Source organism: Acidimicrobiales bacterium, assembly GCA_035630295.1.
GTDB lineage: Bacteria > Actinomycetota > Acidimicrobiia > Acidimicrobiales > Iamiaceae > Iamia.
Genome location: DASQKY010000042.1, coordinates 289,761 through 306,159, shown reverse-complemented (window position 1 = coordinate 306,159; position 16,399 = coordinate 289,761). Strand labels below are relative to the sequence as shown.

The 16,399-nt window shown below is 75.6% G+C and carries 16 protein-coding genes; 4 read left to right on the top strand and 12 right to left on the bottom strand.

Going from position 1 to position 16,399, the window contains the following annotated elements; all coding sequences use genetic code 11:
• The first annotated feature begins 1 nt into the window (after position 1).
• A complete protein-coding gene (locus VEW93_11710) occupies positions 2 to 1,177 on the top strand; it encodes an 8-amino-7-oxononanoate synthase (protein ID HYI62457.1) in 1,176 nt (391 codons plus the stop codon).
• A complete protein-coding gene (locus tag VEW93_11705) occupies positions 1,174 to 1,878 on the top strand; it encodes a dethiobiotin synthase (protein ID HYI62456.1) in 705 nt (234 codons plus the stop codon). The genes VEW93_11710 and VEW93_11705 overlap by 4 nt, the downstream gene beginning before the upstream one ends.
• Positions 1,879 to 2,072: 194 nt before the next feature.
• Here the strand turns inward: VEW93_11705 and VEW93_11700 are convergent, their stop codons facing one another.
• The 8 genes from VEW93_11700 to VEW93_11665 form a co-directional block, all read right to left on the bottom strand.
• Entirely contained in the window at positions 2,073 to 3,455 is a 1,383-nt protein-coding gene (locus VEW93_11700; GenBank protein HYI62455.1) for an ABC transporter substrate-binding protein, read from the bottom strand.
• Complete coding sequence (locus VEW93_11695; GenBank protein HYI62454.1) at positions 3,452 to 4,537, bottom strand: branched-chain amino acid ABC transporter permease; 1,086 nt, start codon at positions 4,535 to 4,537, stop codon at positions 3,452 to 3,454. Before VEW93_11695 ends, VEW93_11700 begins: the two co-directional genes overlap by 4 nt.
• Positions 4,534 to 5,454, bottom strand: a complete 921-nt coding sequence (locus VEW93_11690) for a branched-chain amino acid ABC transporter permease (GenBank protein HYI62453.1) — start codon at positions 5,452 to 5,454, stop codon at positions 4,534 to 4,536. The genes VEW93_11695 and VEW93_11690 overlap by 4 nt, the downstream gene beginning before the upstream one ends.
• A gap of 3 nt (positions 5,455 to 5,457) precedes the next feature.
• Positions 5,458 to 6,165, bottom strand: coding sequence for an ABC transporter ATP-binding protein (locus VEW93_11685; protein ID HYI62452.1), 708 nt, complete (start codon positions 6,163 to 6,165; stop codon positions 5,458 to 5,460).
• Positions 6,158 to 7,012 (bottom strand): ABC transporter ATP-binding protein, encoded by an 855-nt coding sequence (locus VEW93_11680; GenBank protein ID HYI62451.1) that lies wholly within the window; start codon positions 7,010 to 7,012, stop codon positions 6,158 to 6,160. The genes VEW93_11685 and VEW93_11680 overlap by 8 nt, the downstream gene beginning before the upstream one ends.
• Before the next feature lie 154 nt (positions 7,013 to 7,166).
• On the bottom strand, positions 7,167 to 8,171 hold the full coding sequence (locus tag VEW93_11675; protein HYI62450.1) for a rod shape-determining protein: 1,005 nt from the start codon (positions 8,169 to 8,171) through the stop codon (positions 7,167 to 7,169).
• A 3-nt stretch (positions 8,172 to 8,174) separates the two neighbouring features.
• Complete coding sequence (locus VEW93_11670) at positions 8,175 to 8,414, bottom strand: hypothetical protein (GenBank protein HYI62449.1); 240 nt, start codon at positions 8,412 to 8,414, stop codon at positions 8,175 to 8,177.
• A complete protein-coding gene (locus tag VEW93_11665; protein ID HYI62448.1) occupies positions 8,411 to 8,992 on the bottom strand; it encodes a molybdenum cofactor biosynthesis protein MoaE in 582 nt (193 codons plus the stop codon). Before VEW93_11665 ends, VEW93_11670 begins: the two co-directional genes overlap by 4 nt.
• A 99-nt stretch (positions 8,993 to 9,091) precedes the next feature.
• On the opposite strand from VEW93_11665, the gene VEW93_11660 reads away from it, so the two are divergent.
• On the top strand, positions 9,092 to 10,249 hold the full coding sequence (locus tag VEW93_11660; GenBank protein ID HYI62447.1) for a trypsin-like peptidase domain-containing protein: 1,158 nt from the start codon (positions 9,092 to 9,094) through the stop codon (positions 10,247 to 10,249).
• A gap of 42 nt (positions 10,250 to 10,291) precedes the next feature.
• Here the strand turns inward: VEW93_11660 and VEW93_11655 are convergent, their stop codons facing one another.
• On the bottom strand, positions 10,292 to 11,356 hold the full coding sequence (locus VEW93_11655; GenBank protein HYI62446.1) for an NAD-dependent epimerase/dehydratase family protein: 1,065 nt from the start codon (positions 11,354 to 11,356) through the stop codon (positions 10,292 to 10,294).
• A 112-nt stretch (positions 11,357 to 11,468) separates the two neighbouring features.
• Here VEW93_11655 and VEW93_11650 point away from each other — a divergent pair, with 112 nt between their 5' ends.
• Complete coding sequence (locus VEW93_11650; GenBank protein HYI62445.1) at positions 11,469 to 12,662, top strand: zinc-dependent metalloprotease; 1,194 nt, start codon at positions 11,469 to 11,471, stop codon at positions 12,660 to 12,662.
• A gap of 19 nt (positions 12,663 to 12,681) precedes the next feature.
• On the opposite strand, the gene VEW93_11645 is transcribed toward VEW93_11650, so the two are convergent.
• From VEW93_11645 to VEW93_11635, 3 genes are all read right to left on the bottom strand, one after another.
• Positions 12,682 to 14,364, bottom strand: coding sequence for an MFS transporter (locus VEW93_11645; GenBank protein HYI62444.1), 1,683 nt, complete (start codon positions 14,362 to 14,364; stop codon positions 12,682 to 12,684).
• A gap of 132 nt (positions 14,365 to 14,496) precedes the next feature.
• Positions 14,497 to 15,195: a response regulator transcription factor gene (locus VEW93_11640; GenBank protein ID HYI62443.1), complete on the bottom strand. Its 699-nt coding sequence runs from the start codon at positions 15,193 to 15,195 to the stop codon at positions 14,497 to 14,499.
• Positions 15,192 to 16,397 carry an ATP-binding protein gene (locus VEW93_11635; GenBank protein ID HYI62442.1) on the bottom strand — a complete coding sequence of 402 codons (1,206 nt, stop codon included), beginning with the start codon at positions 16,395 to 16,397 and terminating at the stop codon, positions 15,192 to 15,194. The genes VEW93_11640 and VEW93_11635 overlap by 4 nt, the downstream gene beginning before the upstream one ends.
• Between the last annotated feature and the right edge of the window lie 2 nt (positions 16,398 to 16,399).

Below are 16,399 nucleotides of genomic sequence, written 5' to 3'. Positions count from 1 at the left end.
GGTGAGCACCGGCGGCCGTGAGGCGGGCAAGGTGGCCCCCGAGGTGGCCCGCCGGCTCGACGCCGTGCGGGCCGCCGGGCGGTGGCGGGACGTGCGCCCCTTCGACGCCCTGGGGCCCGAGGGCGTGCTGGCCGGCCCCGCCGGCGGCGACGGCCGGGTCGTCACCTCCTTCGCCTCCAACGACTACCTCGGGCTGTCGGCCCACCCCGCGGTGGTGGGGGCGGCCCACGACGCCCTCGACCGCTGGGGGGCGGGGGCCACGTCCTCCCGCCTGGTGGTGGGCTCCCGGCCGCCGCACCACGACCTGGAGGAGGCGGTGGCGGCCTGGAAGGGCACCGAGGCGGCGGTCGCCTTCCCCACCGGGTACATGGCCAACCTGGGCGTGCTGACCGCCCTGGCCGGGCCCGGGACCCGCGTCGTCAGCGATGAGCTGAACCACGCCTCCATCATCGACGGCTGCCGCCTGGCCCGGGGCGAGCTGGTCGTCGCCCCCCACCGCGACCTGGCCGCCCTGGACCGCCTGCTGGCCGACGACCACCGGCCCACCGTGGTGGTCACCGACACGGTGTTCTCCATGGACGGCGACACGGCCGACCTCGACGGCCTGGCCGAGGTCTGCACCCGCCACGGCGCGGCCCTGGTGCTGGACGAGGCCCACGCCGTGCTGGGGCCCGACCTCGACCCGGCCGACCACCCGGAGCTGCTGCTGGTCCGCGTCGTGACCCTGTCCAAGGCCCTGGGCGCCCTGGGCGGGGTGGTGGCCTGCTCGGCCCCGGTGCGCGACCTGCTGGTCAACGTGGCCCGCTCTTTCATCTTCACCACCGGCCTGTCGCCGGCCGACGCCGCCGCGGCCCGGGCCGCGGTGGAAGTGGTGCGCTCGGCCGAGGGCCAGGCCCTGGTGGACCGCCTGCGGGGCCACGTGGACCGGCTCCGCCCCGGCCACCCGTCGCCCATCGTGGCCGTGGTGCTGGGGGCCGAGGAGGCGGCCCTGGGGGCGGCGGCCACCCTGCTGGAGCGGGGCCTGCTGGTGCCGGCCATCCGGCCCCCGACCGTGGCCCCGGGGACGTCGCGCCTGCGGGTGGCCCTCTCCGCGGCCCACACCGACGCGCAGGTCGACCGCCTGGTGGCGGCCCTGGCCGCCCTGCCCGGGGCCGGTCCCGGCCGAGGGGTGACGTGACCGGGGCTCGCCCGACCCGGCTGGTGGCCGTCCTGGGGACGGGGACCGAGGTGGGCAAGACCTGGGTGGCGGCCCGGCTGCTGGAGCAGCTCCGGGCCGGGGGTGCGACCGTGGCCGCCCGCAAGCCGGCCCAGTCGGCCGAGCTCGACGACCCGGCTCCGTCCGACGCCGAGGTCCTGGCCGGGGCCACCGGCGAGGACCCCTTGGCCGTGTGCCCGGCCCACCGGCGCTACGGGGTGGCCATGGCCCCCCCCATGGCCGCCGCCACCCTGGGCCGCCCCCCGTTCACCGTGGCCGACCTGGCCGCCGAGGTGCTGTGGCCCGACCGGGGGCCGGAGAGCGCTCGGTCGGCCCCGAGCGGGACCACCGGTGCGGGCCAGGAGCCGGGGGTGGACGTGGGCCTCGTCGAGACGGCCGGTGGCGTCCTGTCCCCGGCGGCGGCCGACGGCACCAGCCTCGACCTGGCCCGGGCCCTGGGTCCCGACACGCTCCTGCTGGTCGCCGACGCCGGGCTGGGCACCATCAACGGCGTGCGCCTCGGCCTGGCCGCCCTGGGCCCCGATGGCGCGGCCGCCGTCGTGGTGCTCAACCGCTACGACCCCGCCGACCCGTTGCACCGGGCCAACCGGGAGGTGCTGGAGGGGGACGGCCTCGACGTGGTCGTCGACCTGGCCGCCCTGGCCCGACGCCTCCAGCCCTGACCGCCCCCTCCCGTTCCGAGCACGGGAGAACCCGACATCGCGGCTCTTTCGTGCTCGGTTCACCAACGTCGGCATCCGAGCATGGATGAGCCCGATGTCCCGGCACATCCATGCCCGGTTCGGGCGGGGGCGTACGCGGCGGGGCCCGGGGTCTGGCAACCCCGGGCCCCGGTGACGGGACGAGAGCTGGCCGGCTAGGCCGTGATCAGCTCCTCGGGGGTCAGGTCCGCGGTCTGGCCCTCCAGCTTGATCAGGTCACCGATCTCGCTGAAGTGGCCGGCGGCCGCGTCGTACTGCACCAGCACGAACGACTCGCCCATGAAGGCGTCGTCGGGCCCGGTGGTGAAGGTCACGCCCTCGTGGGCCAGGCTGGCCTCGTAGCCGTCGATGTTGCGGATGGCCTCCATGACCGCCAGGCGGGTGGGGGCCTCGGCGTCCTGCAGGGCCTGCACGAACAGCTCGGCCTGGGTGTAGCCGTAGGCGATGATGGCGTTGTCCAGGTCGAGCTCGCGGCCCTTGAACTCGCTGCGGTGCTCCTCGACCGTCTCGAAGAAGGCCTGCATGTCCGGGTCGTCCCCGTACTCGGGGTTCTGCGGGTCCTTGAGGTTGGTCATGCTGAGCACGTCGTCGCCGGCGGCGCCGGCGATGCCCATGAGGGTCTTGGAGATGCAGGTGCCCGAGACCCAGGTGGTGGCGTCCCAGCCCTCGGTCTGCTTGGCGGTGAGGGCCGACGGGCAGGCCAGCAGGGTGCCGCCGTTGAAGAAGGCGTCGGCCCCGCTGCCGGCCAGGGTGGTCATCTGGGAGCTCACCTCGTCGGAGCCCACCGGGTACGCCTCCACCGCCACCAGCTCGATGTCGGTGCCCTCGATGGCCCGGCGGAAGCCCTCCTCGTAGGTGGCCCCGAACTCGTCGGACTGCCGGAGCATGGCCACCTTGGCGTCGGGCTGGTTGTCCTCCAGGTAGGTGGCGAAGGCCTGGGCCTCCAGCGTGTAGGGCGACAGGGTCGACCCGATCAGCCACGGGTACTCGGGGTTGCCCCACGCCACCGACCCGGTGGCGGCGAAGACGTTGGGCACGCACAGCTCGCCCAGGAAGTCCCGGATGTTGATGTTGTTGGCCGTGCCCACCACGCTGAACACGGCGAAGGCGTCACCGCCGTCGGCGCCCACCAGCTCCTCGATGTTGGCCGCCGTCTGCTGGGGGTTGTACTCGTCGTCGGCGTCCTCGAACTCGATCTGGTAGCTCTTGCCGTCGATCTCCACCCCGCCCTCGGCGTTGACCTTGTCGAAGTAGGCGGCCCAGCCCCGGGCGATCTCGGCGAAGGCGCCGGTCAGGCCGGACTGGGGGTACGACGAGACCAGCTTGATGGTGTCGCCCTCGATGGGGACGGTGGGGTCGCTGCCGCAGTCCTCGGTGTCGATGCTGGACGCGCCACCCCCACCGTCCTCGTTGTCGCCCCCGGCCTCGGTGTCGTCTCCGCCGTCGCCGCTGGAGTCGTCACGGCTCGAGCAGGCACCGGCCAGCAGGGCGAAGACGGCCAGCACCGCCAGCAGACCTCGGATCCGGGATCGCTTCATGGTTTCTCCTTGGTAGTGGGGGCTCGGGTGTGCGGGCCCGCTCCGGCCCCGCCGGGGGTGGCCACCGCCTCGGGTTCGAGGGCGGCCGCCGCCACCGGGCCGGGGGGCTCGCCGTCCCGGGCCGGCAGGATCCGGTCGGTGAGCTTGCGCAGCCCGCCGACCACCCCGCCGGGCAGGACGTAGATCATGGCGATGAGGGCGGCGCCGAAGATGGCCGGCGACAGCACCTCCTTGCCCTCGATGAGGCCGTCGGTCTCCCGCCGGAGCAGGACCACGACCAGGGCCCCGATGGCCGGGCCGGCGATGGTGGCCGTCCCGCCGATGACCACGGCGACGAGGAACTCGATCGAGTTGCGGAAGGCCACGGTGGGATCGGTGGCATCGGCGGCCCGGTCCACCATCACCGACAGCGACCCGGCCACGCCGGCGTAGGCGGCCGACAGGGCGAAGGCCCCGACCTTGACCCGGGCCAGGTTCACGCCCACCGTCGAGGCCGCCACCTCCTGGTCCCGCACCGCCACCATGGCCCGGCCGATGCGGGAGCGGGTCAGGTTGTAGGCCAGGAGGAACAACACGGCGGCGATGGCCAGGCACTCGAGGTACTGCCACTGGTCGTTGGCCAGGGCGTCGAGGAGCGAGTCGAAGCCGTCGCGGTCGGGGCGGACCAGGGCCACCCCACCCCGGCCCTTGACGTACTTCTGGCCGATGCGGGGGAACAGCACGGCCAGGCCCAGGGTGACCAGGGCCAGGTAGAGGCCCCGGACCCGCAGGGCGGGGATGCCGACCAACACCCCCACCGCGGCGGCCAACAGGGCGGCCAGGGGGATGGTCAGCTCGAAGGTCATCCCGTGGCTGTCCATGAGGATGGCGGTGGTGAAGGCCCCCACCCCGAAGAAGGCCCCGTGGCCGATCGACACCTGGCCGTTGAACCCGGTCAGCAGGTTCAGCCCCATGGCCGCGACGGCGAAGTACAGGGCCCGGGACAGCTCCTGGTTCATGGTCGGCTGGAAGTAGTACGGGGCGTAGAGGGCGGCCGCGGCCACCACCACGCCGAGGGCGATGCGGAGGTGGGTCCGGCTCATACGCGCTCCACCACCTTCTTGCCGAAGAGGCCGGTGGGGCGCACCACCAGGACCAGGAGGATGAGGGCGAAGGGGACCACCAGCTCGATGGTGGACAGGGCCTTCACGTAGCCGGTGGTCAGGGCCTCGGCGATGGCCACGATCATGCCCCCCACCACCGCCCCCACCGGGCTGTCGAAGCCGCCCAGGGCGGCGGCGGCGAAGGAGTACACCAGGACCACGGCCATGAGCCCGGGGTTGACCGAGCCCCGGTCGGCGGCCACCAGGGAGCCGGCCAGGGCCCCCAGCCCGGCGGCCAGGGCCCAGCCCAGCATAAGCATGGCCGAGGAGTTGATGCCGACCAGGCGGGCCGAGGCGCCGTTGGAGGCCACCGCCCGCAGCTTCAGGCCCACCTTGGTCCGTTGGAACAGCACGTAGAGCAGGGCGCACTCGGCCAGCAGGGCGACGACCAGGCCGATCACCGACCACGAGAACCGCACTCCCAGCAGCTCGACGATGCGGTCGGCGCCGGTGGGGTCGCCGGGCGAGGACACCGAGGCCCAGGGCTTGGGCATGGGCTCGGCGTCGTCGCTGAAGACCAGTTGGGCCAGGGCGTTGAGGGCCAGGAACATGCCCAGCATCACGATCAGCACGTTGAGGGGGCTCTTGTCGGGCCCGTGCACCGGCCGGATGAGCACCCGCTCGATGACGGCCCCGCCCACCATGCTGGCCACCACGGTGAGGGGGATGGCCACGAAGACGGACAGGCCCAGGGAGGTGAGCTTCCAGGCGAAGTAGGTGGAGAAGAGCGCCATCTCGCCCTGGGCCAGGTTGAGCAGCCCGGTGGTGCGGAAGATGAGCACCAGGGCCAGGGCCACCGAGGCGTAGACGGCCCCGTTGCCGACCCCGTTGAGGACGTAGCGGATGAACAGGTCCACGGATCAGAACCCCAGGTAGGCCTTGCGGATGGCGTCGTCGCCGCGCAGCTCGTCGGCCGGGCCCGAGGCGACGATCTGCCCGGTCTCCAGCACGTAGGCCCGGTGCCCGATGTCCAGGGCCAGGTTGGCGTTCTGCTCGACCACCAGGACGGTGAGGCCGTCGTCGCGGTTGAGCTGGCCCAGGCGGGCGAACAGGTCCCGGGTGATGAGGGGGGCCAGGCCCAGCGACGGCTCGTCCAGCAGGAGCAGGTGGGGTCGCAGCATCATGGCCCGGGCGATGGCCAGCATCTGCTGCTCGCCGCCGCTCATGGAGCCGGCGGCCTGGTCGCGGCGCTCGCCCAGCCGGGGGAACACCTCGTACCAGTGGGCGATGTCGCGACGGATGTCGCCGTCGGAGCGCAGCACCGCCCCCAGGCGCATGTTCTCGTCGGTGGTCAGGTCCCCGAACGTGCCCCGACCCTGGGGCACGTGGGCGATGCCGGCCCGGGCCACCTTCTCCGGCGAACGGGCCAGGGCCTGGCCGGCGAAGCGGACGGCGCCCCCGGTGGCGATCTCGCCGGTGATGGCCCGCAGGGTGGTGGTCTTGCCCGCCCCGTTGGCCCCCAGGACCACCACCACCTCGCCCTCGGCCACGGTCAGGTCGATGCCCCGCAGCACGGTGACGGCGCCGTAGCCGCCGGTGACCTCCTCCAGCTCCAGCAGGTCAGCCACCGGGCGCCACCCCCTCGGCGTCGTCGGTGGTGCCCAGGTAGGCCTCGATCACCTTCGGGTCGTGGCGCACCACCTCGGGCGGGCCCTCGGCGATGCGGCGGCCGAAGTCGAGCACCACGATGTGGTCGGAGATGGCCATGACCATGGCCATGTGGTGCTCGACCAGGAGGACGGTGAGGTCGCGCTCGTCGCGCAGCTCCCGGATGGTCTCGGCCAGGTCGTCGACCTCGGCGTGGGTCAGGCCGTTGGCCGGCTCGTCCAGCATGAGGAGCCGGGGCCGGGCGGCCAGGGCCCGGGCCAGCTCGATGCGCTTCAGGGTGCCGAAGGGCAGGCCGGCGGCCGGGCGGTGGGCCAGGTGGGCCAGCTCCAGGCGCTCCAGCAGCTCCATGGCCTCGGCGGCCAGGCGCCGGTCCTCGGCCCGGCCCAGGCCCAGCAGGCCCCGCACGAAGCCCACGGTGCCCTCGGTGTGGGCGCCGACCCGCACGTTGTCGAGGACGGAGAGCCCGGGGAACAGGGCCACGTTCTGGAACGTGCGGGCGATGCCGGCCCGGGCGATGCCGTGGGGGGGCACCCGCAGGAGGTCCCGCCCGGCGAAGGTGACCTGGCCGGTGGTGGCGTCGTAGAGGCGGCTGATGACGTTGAACAGCGTGGTCTTGCCGGCCCCGTTGGGCCCGATGAGGGCGCAGATGGCCCCCTCGCCGATGGTGAAGCTGAGGCCGTCGAGGGCCACCACGCCGCCGAAGCGCACCCCGACGTCCACCACGTCCAGGAGCGGTGCCCCCGGCCGCGCCGGGCCCGCGCCGCCCGTCGGCCTGGCGTCCCCGGGGATGGCGGTGTCCTCGGTCATGTGGTCGGCTGCGTCTCCTGGGTGGGCCCCGGCGACGGGCTCGTCGCGCCCTGCTGTGGCGCCGGTCACCCGAGGGGCCGGCGGGGGTCATCTAACCACGTGCCGGCCGGCGACGCCGCGGACGGGCCGGCGCCTCACCCCCCGGTGGGGGGCGCTACATGCGCGCCCCCATGAACATGACCTTGAGCTGGTCGTAGGCCTCGATGCAGCGCCCGGCGCCGAGCACCACGCACTCCAGCGGGGCGTCCACCAGGTACACCGGGATCTCGGTCTCGTTCGCGATGCGCTGGCCCAGGCCGGCGAGCATGCCGCCCCCGCCCACCAGGTGCATGCCCCGCACGATCAGGTCGTGGGCCAGCTCGGGAGGGGCCTCGCCCAGGCAGGCGATCACCGAGTCGACGATGGCGGTCACCGGCTCGTCGATGGCCAGGCGGACCTCGCCCGGCGAGAGGATCACCGTCTTGGGCAGGCCGGTCATGAGGTCCCGGCCCCGCACCTCGGCCTTGACGTCGTCGCGCACCGGGAAGGCCGAGCCGATCGAGACCTTGATGTCCTCGGCCGTCCGCTCCCCGATGGCGATGCCGTACTCGCGGCGGACGAAGCCCTGGATGGCGGCGTCGATGTCGAAGGACCCGACCCGCACGGCTTGGAGGGCCACCACCCCGCCCAGGGAGATGAGCGCCGTCTCCGACGTGCCGCCCCCCACGTCGACCACCATGTTGGCCACCGGCTCGTTGATGGTGAGCCCGGCCCCGAGGGCGGCGGCCATGGGCTGCTCCAGGAGCTGGGCCTCGGCCGCCCCGGCCCGGCGGGCCGCCTCGGTGACGGCCCGGCGCTCGACCTCGGTGATGGCCGAGGGCACGCAGATCACCACCCGGGGGCGGTTGAAGCGGCTCACCCCGGCCCGGTGGAGGAGCAGGCGGATCATCCGCTGGGTGATGTCGAAGTCGGTGATGGCGCCCTGGCGGAGGGGGCGCACGGCCACGATCGACCCGGGGGTGCGGCCGATCATCTGCCAGGCCTCGTGGCCCATGGCCAGGACGTCGCCGGTGTTCTGGTTCAGGGCGATGACCGACGGCTCGTTGAGCACGATGCCCTGGCCCCGGGCGTAGACGAGGGTGTTGGCGGTCCCGAGGTCGATGGCCAGGTCGCGGGCCACGGGTCAGGCGTCCCGACCGGGCCCGGGAGCGGGGCTGGGGGCGTCGGGGGCGTCGGGCCCGCCCTCGGCGTCGAAGCGCCGGGGCCTGGGGCTGGCCGCCCCGGGGGACAGGGCGTCCATCTCCCGGCGGAAGCCGTGGATGCCGGAGTTGAGGGTCTGGGGCTGGCGGCCCCGGAGCCACATGACCAGCGACGCCAGCACCACGATGACCACGGGGATGAGGAGGAACACGAACGGGCTCATGAGGTGGCGGACGCCTCCGGTGCGGGGGTGGTGTGGTCGATGGGGGTGGCGTCGGTGCCCCAGTCCTCGCCGCCGGTCCACGCCTCCCGCTTCCACAGCGGGACGGTGGCCTTCAGGGTGTCGATGCAGTGGGCGGCGGCGGCGAAGGCCGGGCCCCGGTGGGGGGCGGAGACGGCGACCACGACGGCCACGTCGCCCACCACCAGCCGGCCGGTGCGGTGCAGGGCGGCCACCCGCCGGACCTGGGGCCAACGCCGACGGGTGTCCGCCACCACCTCGGCCATCCGGGCCCGGGCCGCGGTGGCGTAGGCCTCGTAGGTGAGCGACGTGACCCCGTCCCGGCCCTCCGCGTGGTCGCGGGCGGTGCCGCTGAAGGTCACCACCGCGCCCACCTCGGGCGTGCCGGCCCAGGCCGCCACCGGGCCCACGGACAGGGGGGCGGTGCTGAGGTCGACCCAGGTGTCGGCGGCGGGGGGGACGGGCAGGGCCGTGGCCCCGGGCGCGGCCGGGCCGCCCCCGGACGGGGCGGCGGTGGGCGCGGAGGCAGGGGTGGCGGGGATGGGTGACCCGGGGGGCACCCGCCCATCGTATTGGTCCCCGCCCCCGGGGTCCCGGGTCGCCTCGCCCTCGGGACCCCGCGGCACCCTCGGCGCCCGGCCTCGGTAGCCTGCGCCCCCGTGCGCGACGAAGCCGACGACCGGTCCGGTCCCCGAGCGCCCCTACCCCCCGAGGACCGGCTCTGGCGCCACCCCTCGGAGCTGGTCACCCCGGCTCCGGCGGTGCCGGTCGGCGCCGGGACCGGGGGCCGGAAGCGGGCCCTGGTCGCGGTGGCCGTGCTGTCCGGCCTCACCGGGGCCGCGGCCACGGTGGCCACCCTGGTGGCCATGGGCACGTTCTCGCCCCGGGTGGTGGAGCGGGTCGAGAACCGGCCCGTCACCGACGTCACCGCCACCACCGCGGTCCGCACCGCCCGGGCCGTGGCCGCCACGGTGGGCCCGGCCGTGGTCGAGATCACGGTGACCGTGGGCGACCAGCACCGCCGGGGCTCGGGTGTCGTGGTCCGGGAGGACGGCCTGGTCGTGACCAGCGCCCGCCTGGTGTCGGGGGCCACCGCGGTGGCCGTCACCTGGCCCTCAGGCCGGTCGGCCCCGGCCACCGTGGCCGGCCGCGACGACGTCACCGGCCTGGCCGCCCTCGACGTGGCCGGGACGGGCTACCCCACCGCCGACCTCGACACGACGGCGCCGCAGCCCGGCGAGCGGGCCATCACCGTGGCGGCCTGGTCGGGTCCGGGCGGCCCCACCCTGACCCAGGGGGTGGTGAGCGCCACCGGCACCCACGCCGATGCCGACGGGGGGCGCCTGGTGGGCCTGATCGAGGTGGACAGCGCCATGCCGGCGTGGGCCGACGGCGGGGCCCTGGTCGACGAGCAGGGCCTGGTGCGGGGCGTGTGCCTGTGGGTGGCCGAGGGCCTGGCCACCGGCTTCGCGGTGCCGGCCGACGTCGCCCTGCGGGTGGCCTCCGACCTCGACCGCGTCGGCCGGGTCGACCGGGGGTGGCTGGGCATCCGGGGCTCGGGCCGCGACCCGGCCCCCTCGGTGCCGGCCGGCGTCGTGGTCGAGGAGGTGACAGCGGGATCGCCGGCCGCCGAGGCCGGGATCGCCGCCGGCGACGTGATCGTGGCCGTGGGAGCCGACCGGGTCCGCGCCCTGGCCGACGTGCAGGCTGCCCTCACCCTCACCCGCCCGGGCCAGCAGGTCGACGTCGAGCGGGCCCGCGGCGGGCGCACCGCCTCGGTGGCGGTCACCCTCACCTCGCCGCCGACCGGGCCCTGACCCCGACCGGCGGCGCGCCGACCTCAGCGGCCGGCGCGGCGGTCAGCGACGGGCGGCGCGGGCCCGGCGGGCGACGGCCACCGCAGCACCGGCCAGGCCCAGGCCCAGCACCCCCCCGGTGACGCCCAGGGCGATCTCCTGGCGGCGACGGGGGCTGAGGGTGGCCAGGGCGGTGGCCGGGGTGCCGTCGACGAAGGCCTCGTCGTTGGCGTGGGCCGGAACCCAGCCGTCGGCCCGGAGGGCGTCGTTGGCCACCACCCAGGGGTGCCGGGCGTAGGGCTGCAGCCCCGGCGGGGTGGGGGCCAGGCGCAGCCACCACCGCAGGCGGGTCACCCGGTCACCCACCGGCCGGGGCAGCCGCACCTTGGGGGTGCCGGCGTCGAGGGCGGTGTACTCCGAGCCCCGCAGCCACCCGTCGGGGGCCACGTTGCGGGCCCCGTCGATGCGGGCGGTGACGGCCAGGGCCACCGCCGAGGCCAGGTCGTCGACGTGGAGGAACTGGGCCGGCGGATCGCCGTCGGGGTCGGCCACCCGGCGGGCCTCGTGCAGGGCCCGGGCCAGCCACCCCCCGGGGCCGTCGTCGCCCACCAGCGGGGCCGGGCGCAGGACCGCGGTGGTGGCCGCCGGGTGGTCGTGGCGCCACTCGGCCAGGCGGCGCTCGATCTCGGCCCGCTGCACGGCGAAGGCCATGTCGGGGGCGGGCCGGAGGGTGGCGTCCTCGGTGAGGGGCATGGCGTTGTTGGCCCACGCCCCGTAGACCGTGGCCGAGGAGAGCAGCACCACGTGGCTCACGCCCACGTCGCCGGCCGCGTCGAGCAGGCGCTGGGCCGTGGTGACGTCGTCGGCCCGCTCCACCGCCGGGTCGTCGTCCAGGGCCGGGCCGAACACCGAGGCCAGGTGGACCAGGGTGCCCACCCCCTCCAGGCGGGGCTTCAGGTCGTCGGCCAGCAGGTCGACCCCCTCGTCGAGGGCCACCACCCGGGCCACGGCCGGGTCGTCGGCCAGCAGGGCCACCACCGCCCGGCTCAGGGCGCCGCTGGCGCCGGTGACGGCCACCGCCCCCGCCACGGGACCACCGGCCGGGCCGCGGAGGGAGTCAGCTGCCATCCGCATACGATGCCGTCGTGCGCCCCCCCTCGCCACATCGCGGCTCGCCCCGCCCGCCGGAGCCCCCCGGGCCGGGGGCCCGATGAGCGGCGGCGGGGATCCCTTCGGGGGCGTGCCCTTCTTCGGCGACCTGGCCCGGATGCTGAGCCGCCAGGGCCCGGTGGCGTGGGACGCGGCCCGCCAGATCGCCCACAGCATCGCCACCGACGGCCAGGCCGAGCCCAACGTCGACCCCATGGCCCGCATCCAGCTCGAGCAGCTGGCCCGGGTGGCCGAGCTGCAGGTGGCCGGGGCCGGCGGGCTGGAGCCCTCGCACCGCGGCACCGGCGTGTCCATCGTGCCCGTCACCCGCACCCAGTGGGTGGCCCGCACCCTGGATGACCACCGCTCCCTGTTCGAGCGCCTGGCCCGGTCCCTGGGCTCCACCGGCGGCGAGACGGGGCCCGGCGCCCACCCGGCCACGTCCGGCCCGGAGCCCGCCGACCCCGACGACGACGACGACGCCTCGGCCTGGATCGGCCAGCTCATGGGGATGCTCCAGCCCATGACCCTGGGCATGGCCGCCGGGTCCATGGTGGGCCACCTGGCCACCCGGTCCTTCGGGCAGTACGACCTGCCCGTGCCCCGTCCGCCCGGGGACGAGATCATGGTGGTGCTGCCCGCGGTGGACGCCTTCGCGGCCGAGTGGAGCCTGGGCCTCGACGACGTCCGCCTGTGGGTCTGCCTCCACGAGGTGGCCCACCACGCCGTGCTGGGCGTGCCCCACGTGCGGGACGAGCTGCAGGGCCTGATCGAGCGCTACGTGGCCGGCTTCCGGCCCGACCCGGAGGGCTTCGAGCGGGCCCTGGCCGACATCGAGACCGGCGAGGGGGGCGGGCTGGAGTCGGTCCAGCGCCTCTTCACCGACCCCGAGGTGCTGCTGGGCGCCTCCACGTCCCCGGCCCAGGAGGAGATCCGCCCCCGGCTGGACTCGCTGGTGGCCGCCATCGTGGGCTGGGTCGACCACGTCATGGACAGCGTGGGCGGGGCCCTGGTCGGCAACTACGGGCAGGTCACCGAGGCCATGCGTCGCCGCCGGGTCGAGACCAGCCCGGCCGACCGCTTCGTCGAGCGGCTCTTCGGCCTCAACCTCACCCCGTCCCGGGTGGCCCGGGGCGAGACCTTCGTCGAGGGCGTGGTCGAGCGGGCCGGGGCCGAGGGCCTGGCCCGGCTGTGGGAGCGGCCCGAGCACCTCCCCACCCCGGCCGAGCTGGCCGCCCCCGGCCTCTGGCTGGCCCGCATCGACATCGACGCCGACCAGCCCTGATCCCGGGCCGCGGCCCGGGTCAGCGGACGCGGTGGGTGGGGTCGTCCTCGCCGGGCCAGGGCCGGGTGGCGTCGGGGGGCGGGGTCGAGGCCGGGGCGAACACGGTCGGGTCCTGGCCCGGGTCCGGGCGGGGCGGGGCCGGAGCGGGGGCGAAGACGGTGGGGTCGTCGGGGACCGGCGGGGCCGGGGCCGTCGCGGGCGGGCCGGGGGCCGGTGAGGGGGGGACGGCCGCCGTCGGGGCGGCATCGGCCGGGGTCGCCGTGCGGGCCGGCAGCGCCCCGCCCACACCCGGCCCGGCCCGCACGGGGGCGACCGGTGGGCGAGCCGGCCTCGGCGCCGCTCCCTCGCCCCGGGTGCGCACCCGGCGGACCAGGGCCCGGGACGAATCCCGCACCCGGCGCTTGGCCTTGTCCTGGGCCTCGGTCATGGCCTGGTCGATGAGCACGGCCTGGCGGCCGAAGGACGAGCTGGTGGCCCCGGTGCGGTGCCGCCAGGCGGCCAACCCCACCACGTAGGTGAAGGTGGCGAAGCCGGCCACCAGGGCCACCGCCCCGAACGGCACCCGCAGGGCACCGAAGGGCAGCAGGCCGAGCATGGCCCCCACCACCCAGATGAGCTGGAACCGGGTCTCGAACTTGGCGAACAACCGGCCCCGGTTGGCATCGGGGGCGTCGCGCTGGACGATGGAGTCGAAGGCCAGCTTGCCGGCGGTGGAGGACACGCCGACCACCGCGCCCAGCAGGGCGGCGCCGGGCACGCCCCCGACGGCCAGGGCCAGGACCCCCGCCGTGAACGTGAAGACCAGGACCGAGATGAGCATGCGCTCCTCGGGCCACACCTGGCGCAGGCGGGGTGCCGCCACGGAGCCCAGCAGGGTGCCCAGGAGGCTGACCGCGGCCACCACGGCGAAGGCGGCGAGCTGGTCGGCCTCGCGGAAGTGGAAGGCGTAGTAGACGGTGAGGAACCCGACGATGCCCCGCAGCAGGCCCATGGAGGCGGCGGCCAGCAGGACCCCGACGGTGCGCAGCTCGGCCTTCTCCTCCGGCCCGGCCGGGGTGGGCGCCACCGCCACCTTGGGCAGCAGCACGGCCAGGCCGGCGGTGCCGGCGAAGGTCAGGACGGCCAGGCCCAGGGCCGGGCCGGGGTCGTCGTCGAACAGCTTGAACAGCAGGGCGGCGGGGGCGACCCCCACGAAGCCCATGATCCCGGACAGGAGCTGGAGCTTGGAGTTGGCCTCCACCAGCTCGGCGTCGCTCTCGACCACGGCCGGGACCAGCGACGACCGGGCGATGCCGTAGCCCTTCTGGATGACCAGGATGGCGAAGGCGGCCGGGTAGAGCAGCAGGCTGTCGGTGCGCCCGATGAGGACGAGGCACAGCAGGGCCCGCAGGACGGCCGAGCCGATGACGATCCACCGCCGGCCGCTGCGGGCCCGGTCGAGGGCGGGGCCGATGAGGGGGGCGACCACCGCGAACGGCGCCATGGTGAGGGCCAGGTAGAGGAACGTCTTGTCCCGGGCGTCGGAGGCCGCGGCGCTGAAGAAGATGGTTCCGGCCAGGGCGGCGGCGACCATGGCATCACCGGCGGCGGAGCCGGCGTGGACCCGGGCCAGGCGCATGAACGGGGGCACCTGGAAGGCGGCGTTGGGCTCCCGCCCGCGCCGGGCCGAGGTCACGGACCTCCGGTCCCGGGTCGTCTCCACTCCTCCCATGCTACGAGCCCCCACCGACATCCCTCCGACCGTGCCCCGCCAGGCCGGCGCTCAACCAGACCCAGGGCCGGCGACCGACCGGCGGAGCCAGGCCCAGCGTCGACCCGGAGACCTCGGGGACGATCAGGCGGCGTACTTGTAGCCCAGGCCCCGGATGGTGGTGATGTGGACGGGGTGGGCGGGGTCGGGCTCGACCTTGGCCCGGAGGCGCTTGATGTGGACGTCCAGGGTCTTGGTGTCGCCCACGTAGTCGTGGCCCCAGATCCGGTCGATCAAGGTGTCGCGGGTCAGCACCCGGCCGGCGTGCTCCAGCAACAGGGCCAGCAGCTCGAACTCCTTGAGGGGCAGGCTCACGTCCTGGCCCCGGATGGTGACCTCGTGGCGCTCGGGGTCCAGGCGCACCTCGCCCACCTGGAGGACCTGGTCGCCCCCGGCCGGGGGCGGCTCCTGGCCCGGGGCCCGGCGCAGCACGGCCCGCATCCGGGCCACCAGCTCCCGGAGCCGGTAGGGCTTGGTCACGTAGTCGTCGGCCCCCACCTCCAGCCCGACCACGGTGTCGATCTCGGCCCCCTTGGCCGTGACCATGATGATGGGCACCTTGGAGCGGCTCCGCAGCTCCCGGCACACGTCGATGCCCGAGACCTTGGGCAGCATGACGTCCAGCAGCACCAGGTCCGGCTTGACCACGTCGAACAGGTCGAGGGCCTGGGCCCCGTCCCGGGCCACCTGGACCCGGAAGCCCTCGCGGGCCAGGCCCACGGTCAGCGCCTCGACGAAGCTCTCCTCGTCCTCGACCACGAGGACGGTGGTGGGGGCGCTCACGCGGACCTCCGGGGGACGTCGGGCGCGGGACGGGCCCCGGCCTCGGCCTGGGTGTCGGCCAGGGCCACGGGGCCGGGGCCGGCGGGCAGGTGGAGCGTGAAGGTCGAGCCCTGCCCCTCGACCGAGCGGACGGTGACCTCGCCCTCGTGGTTGGCCACCACGTGGCGGACGATGGCCAGGCCCAGGCCGGTGCCCCCGGTGTCGCGGCTGCGGGCCCGGTCGACCCGGTAGAAGCGCTCGAAGACGCGCTCCAGGTCCCGAGCGGGGATGCCCAGGCCGTGGTCGGTGACGTCCACGGTGACGGTGGTGCCGTCGGAGGCGGCCCGGACCTCCACCGCCGAGCCCGGGTGCGAGTACTTCACCGCGTTGTCGAGCAGGTTGGCCACCGCCGAGACCAGCTGGCGGCGGTCACCGGCGGCGCTGACCCGGGGGGCCACGTCGCCCACGTCGATGGTGATGTCGCGCTGCTCGGCCGCGGGGCGCATCCGGTCGGCGGCCTCGGCCAGCACCAGGTGGAGGGCCACCGGCTGGCGCACCACCTCGCCCCGGGCCTCGATGCGGCTCAGCTCCAGCAGGTCGTCGATGGTGCGGCTGACCCGGAACGACTCGCTCACGATGCGCTCCACCAGCCGGTCGGCCACGGCCCGGTCGGCCTCCCCCAGCAACGTCTCGGCCAGGAGGCCGATGGCCCCCACCGGGGTCTTGAGCTCGTGGCTGAGGTTGGCCACGAAGTCGCGGCGCACGGCCTCCAGCCGGCGGGCCTCGGTGACGTCGTCGGTGACGACCAGGGCCCCCCCGGGGAGGGGGCGGGCTGTCACCACCACCACCCGGTGGGGCGGGCCGAACAGCTCCAGGGTCCGCTCCCCGGGCGTGCCCCGCAGGGCGGCGGCCAGCAGCTCGTCGACGGCCCCGCCCACCAGGGCCTCGCCGTGGCGGGCCTCCTCCAGCTCGGTGGCCGCCGCGTTGCGGGCCACCACCCGCTCCTGCACGTCGGCCACGATCACCCCCTGGGGCACGGCGTCGAGCGCCTCCCGCAGGCGGGTGGCCACGTCGTCGGCCGCCGCGGCCCGGGACCGGGCCGTGGCCGCGGCCCGCTCGGCCTCGGCCCGCCGGGCGGCCTCGCCGGCCAGGACCCGCACCCGGTGGGCCAGCACCACCACGGCGACCCCGAGGGCCACGGCCAGGACGGCCAGCACGACCATGG

What these genes read in the sequence shown, in the direction of transcription:
- VEW93_11635 (HYI62442.1), bottom strand. Translation starts at nt 16,397, where the DNA reads ATGGTCGTGCTGGCCGTCCTGGCCGTGGCCCTCGGGGTCGCCGTGGTG.
- VEW93_11700 (HYI62455.1), bottom strand. Translation starts at nt 3,455, where the DNA reads ATGAAGCGATCCCGGATCCGAGGTCTGCTGGCGGTGCTGGCCGTCTTC.
- VEW93_11695 (HYI62454.1), bottom strand. Translation starts at nt 4,537, where the DNA reads ATGAGCCGGACCCACCTCCGCATCGCCCTCGGCGTGGTGGTGGCCGCG.
- VEW93_11670 (HYI62449.1), bottom strand. Translation starts at nt 8,414, where the DNA reads ATGAGCCCGTTCGTGTTCCTCCTCATCCCCGTGGTCATCGTGGTGCTG.
- VEW93_11680 (HYI62451.1), bottom strand. Translation starts at nt 7,012, where the DNA reads ATGACCGAGGACACCGCCATCCCCGGGGACGCCAGGCCGACGGGCGGC.
- VEW93_11655 (HYI62446.1), bottom strand. Translation starts at nt 11,356, where the DNA reads ATGGCAGCTGACTCCCTCCGCGGCCCGGCCGGTGGTCCCGTGGCGGGG.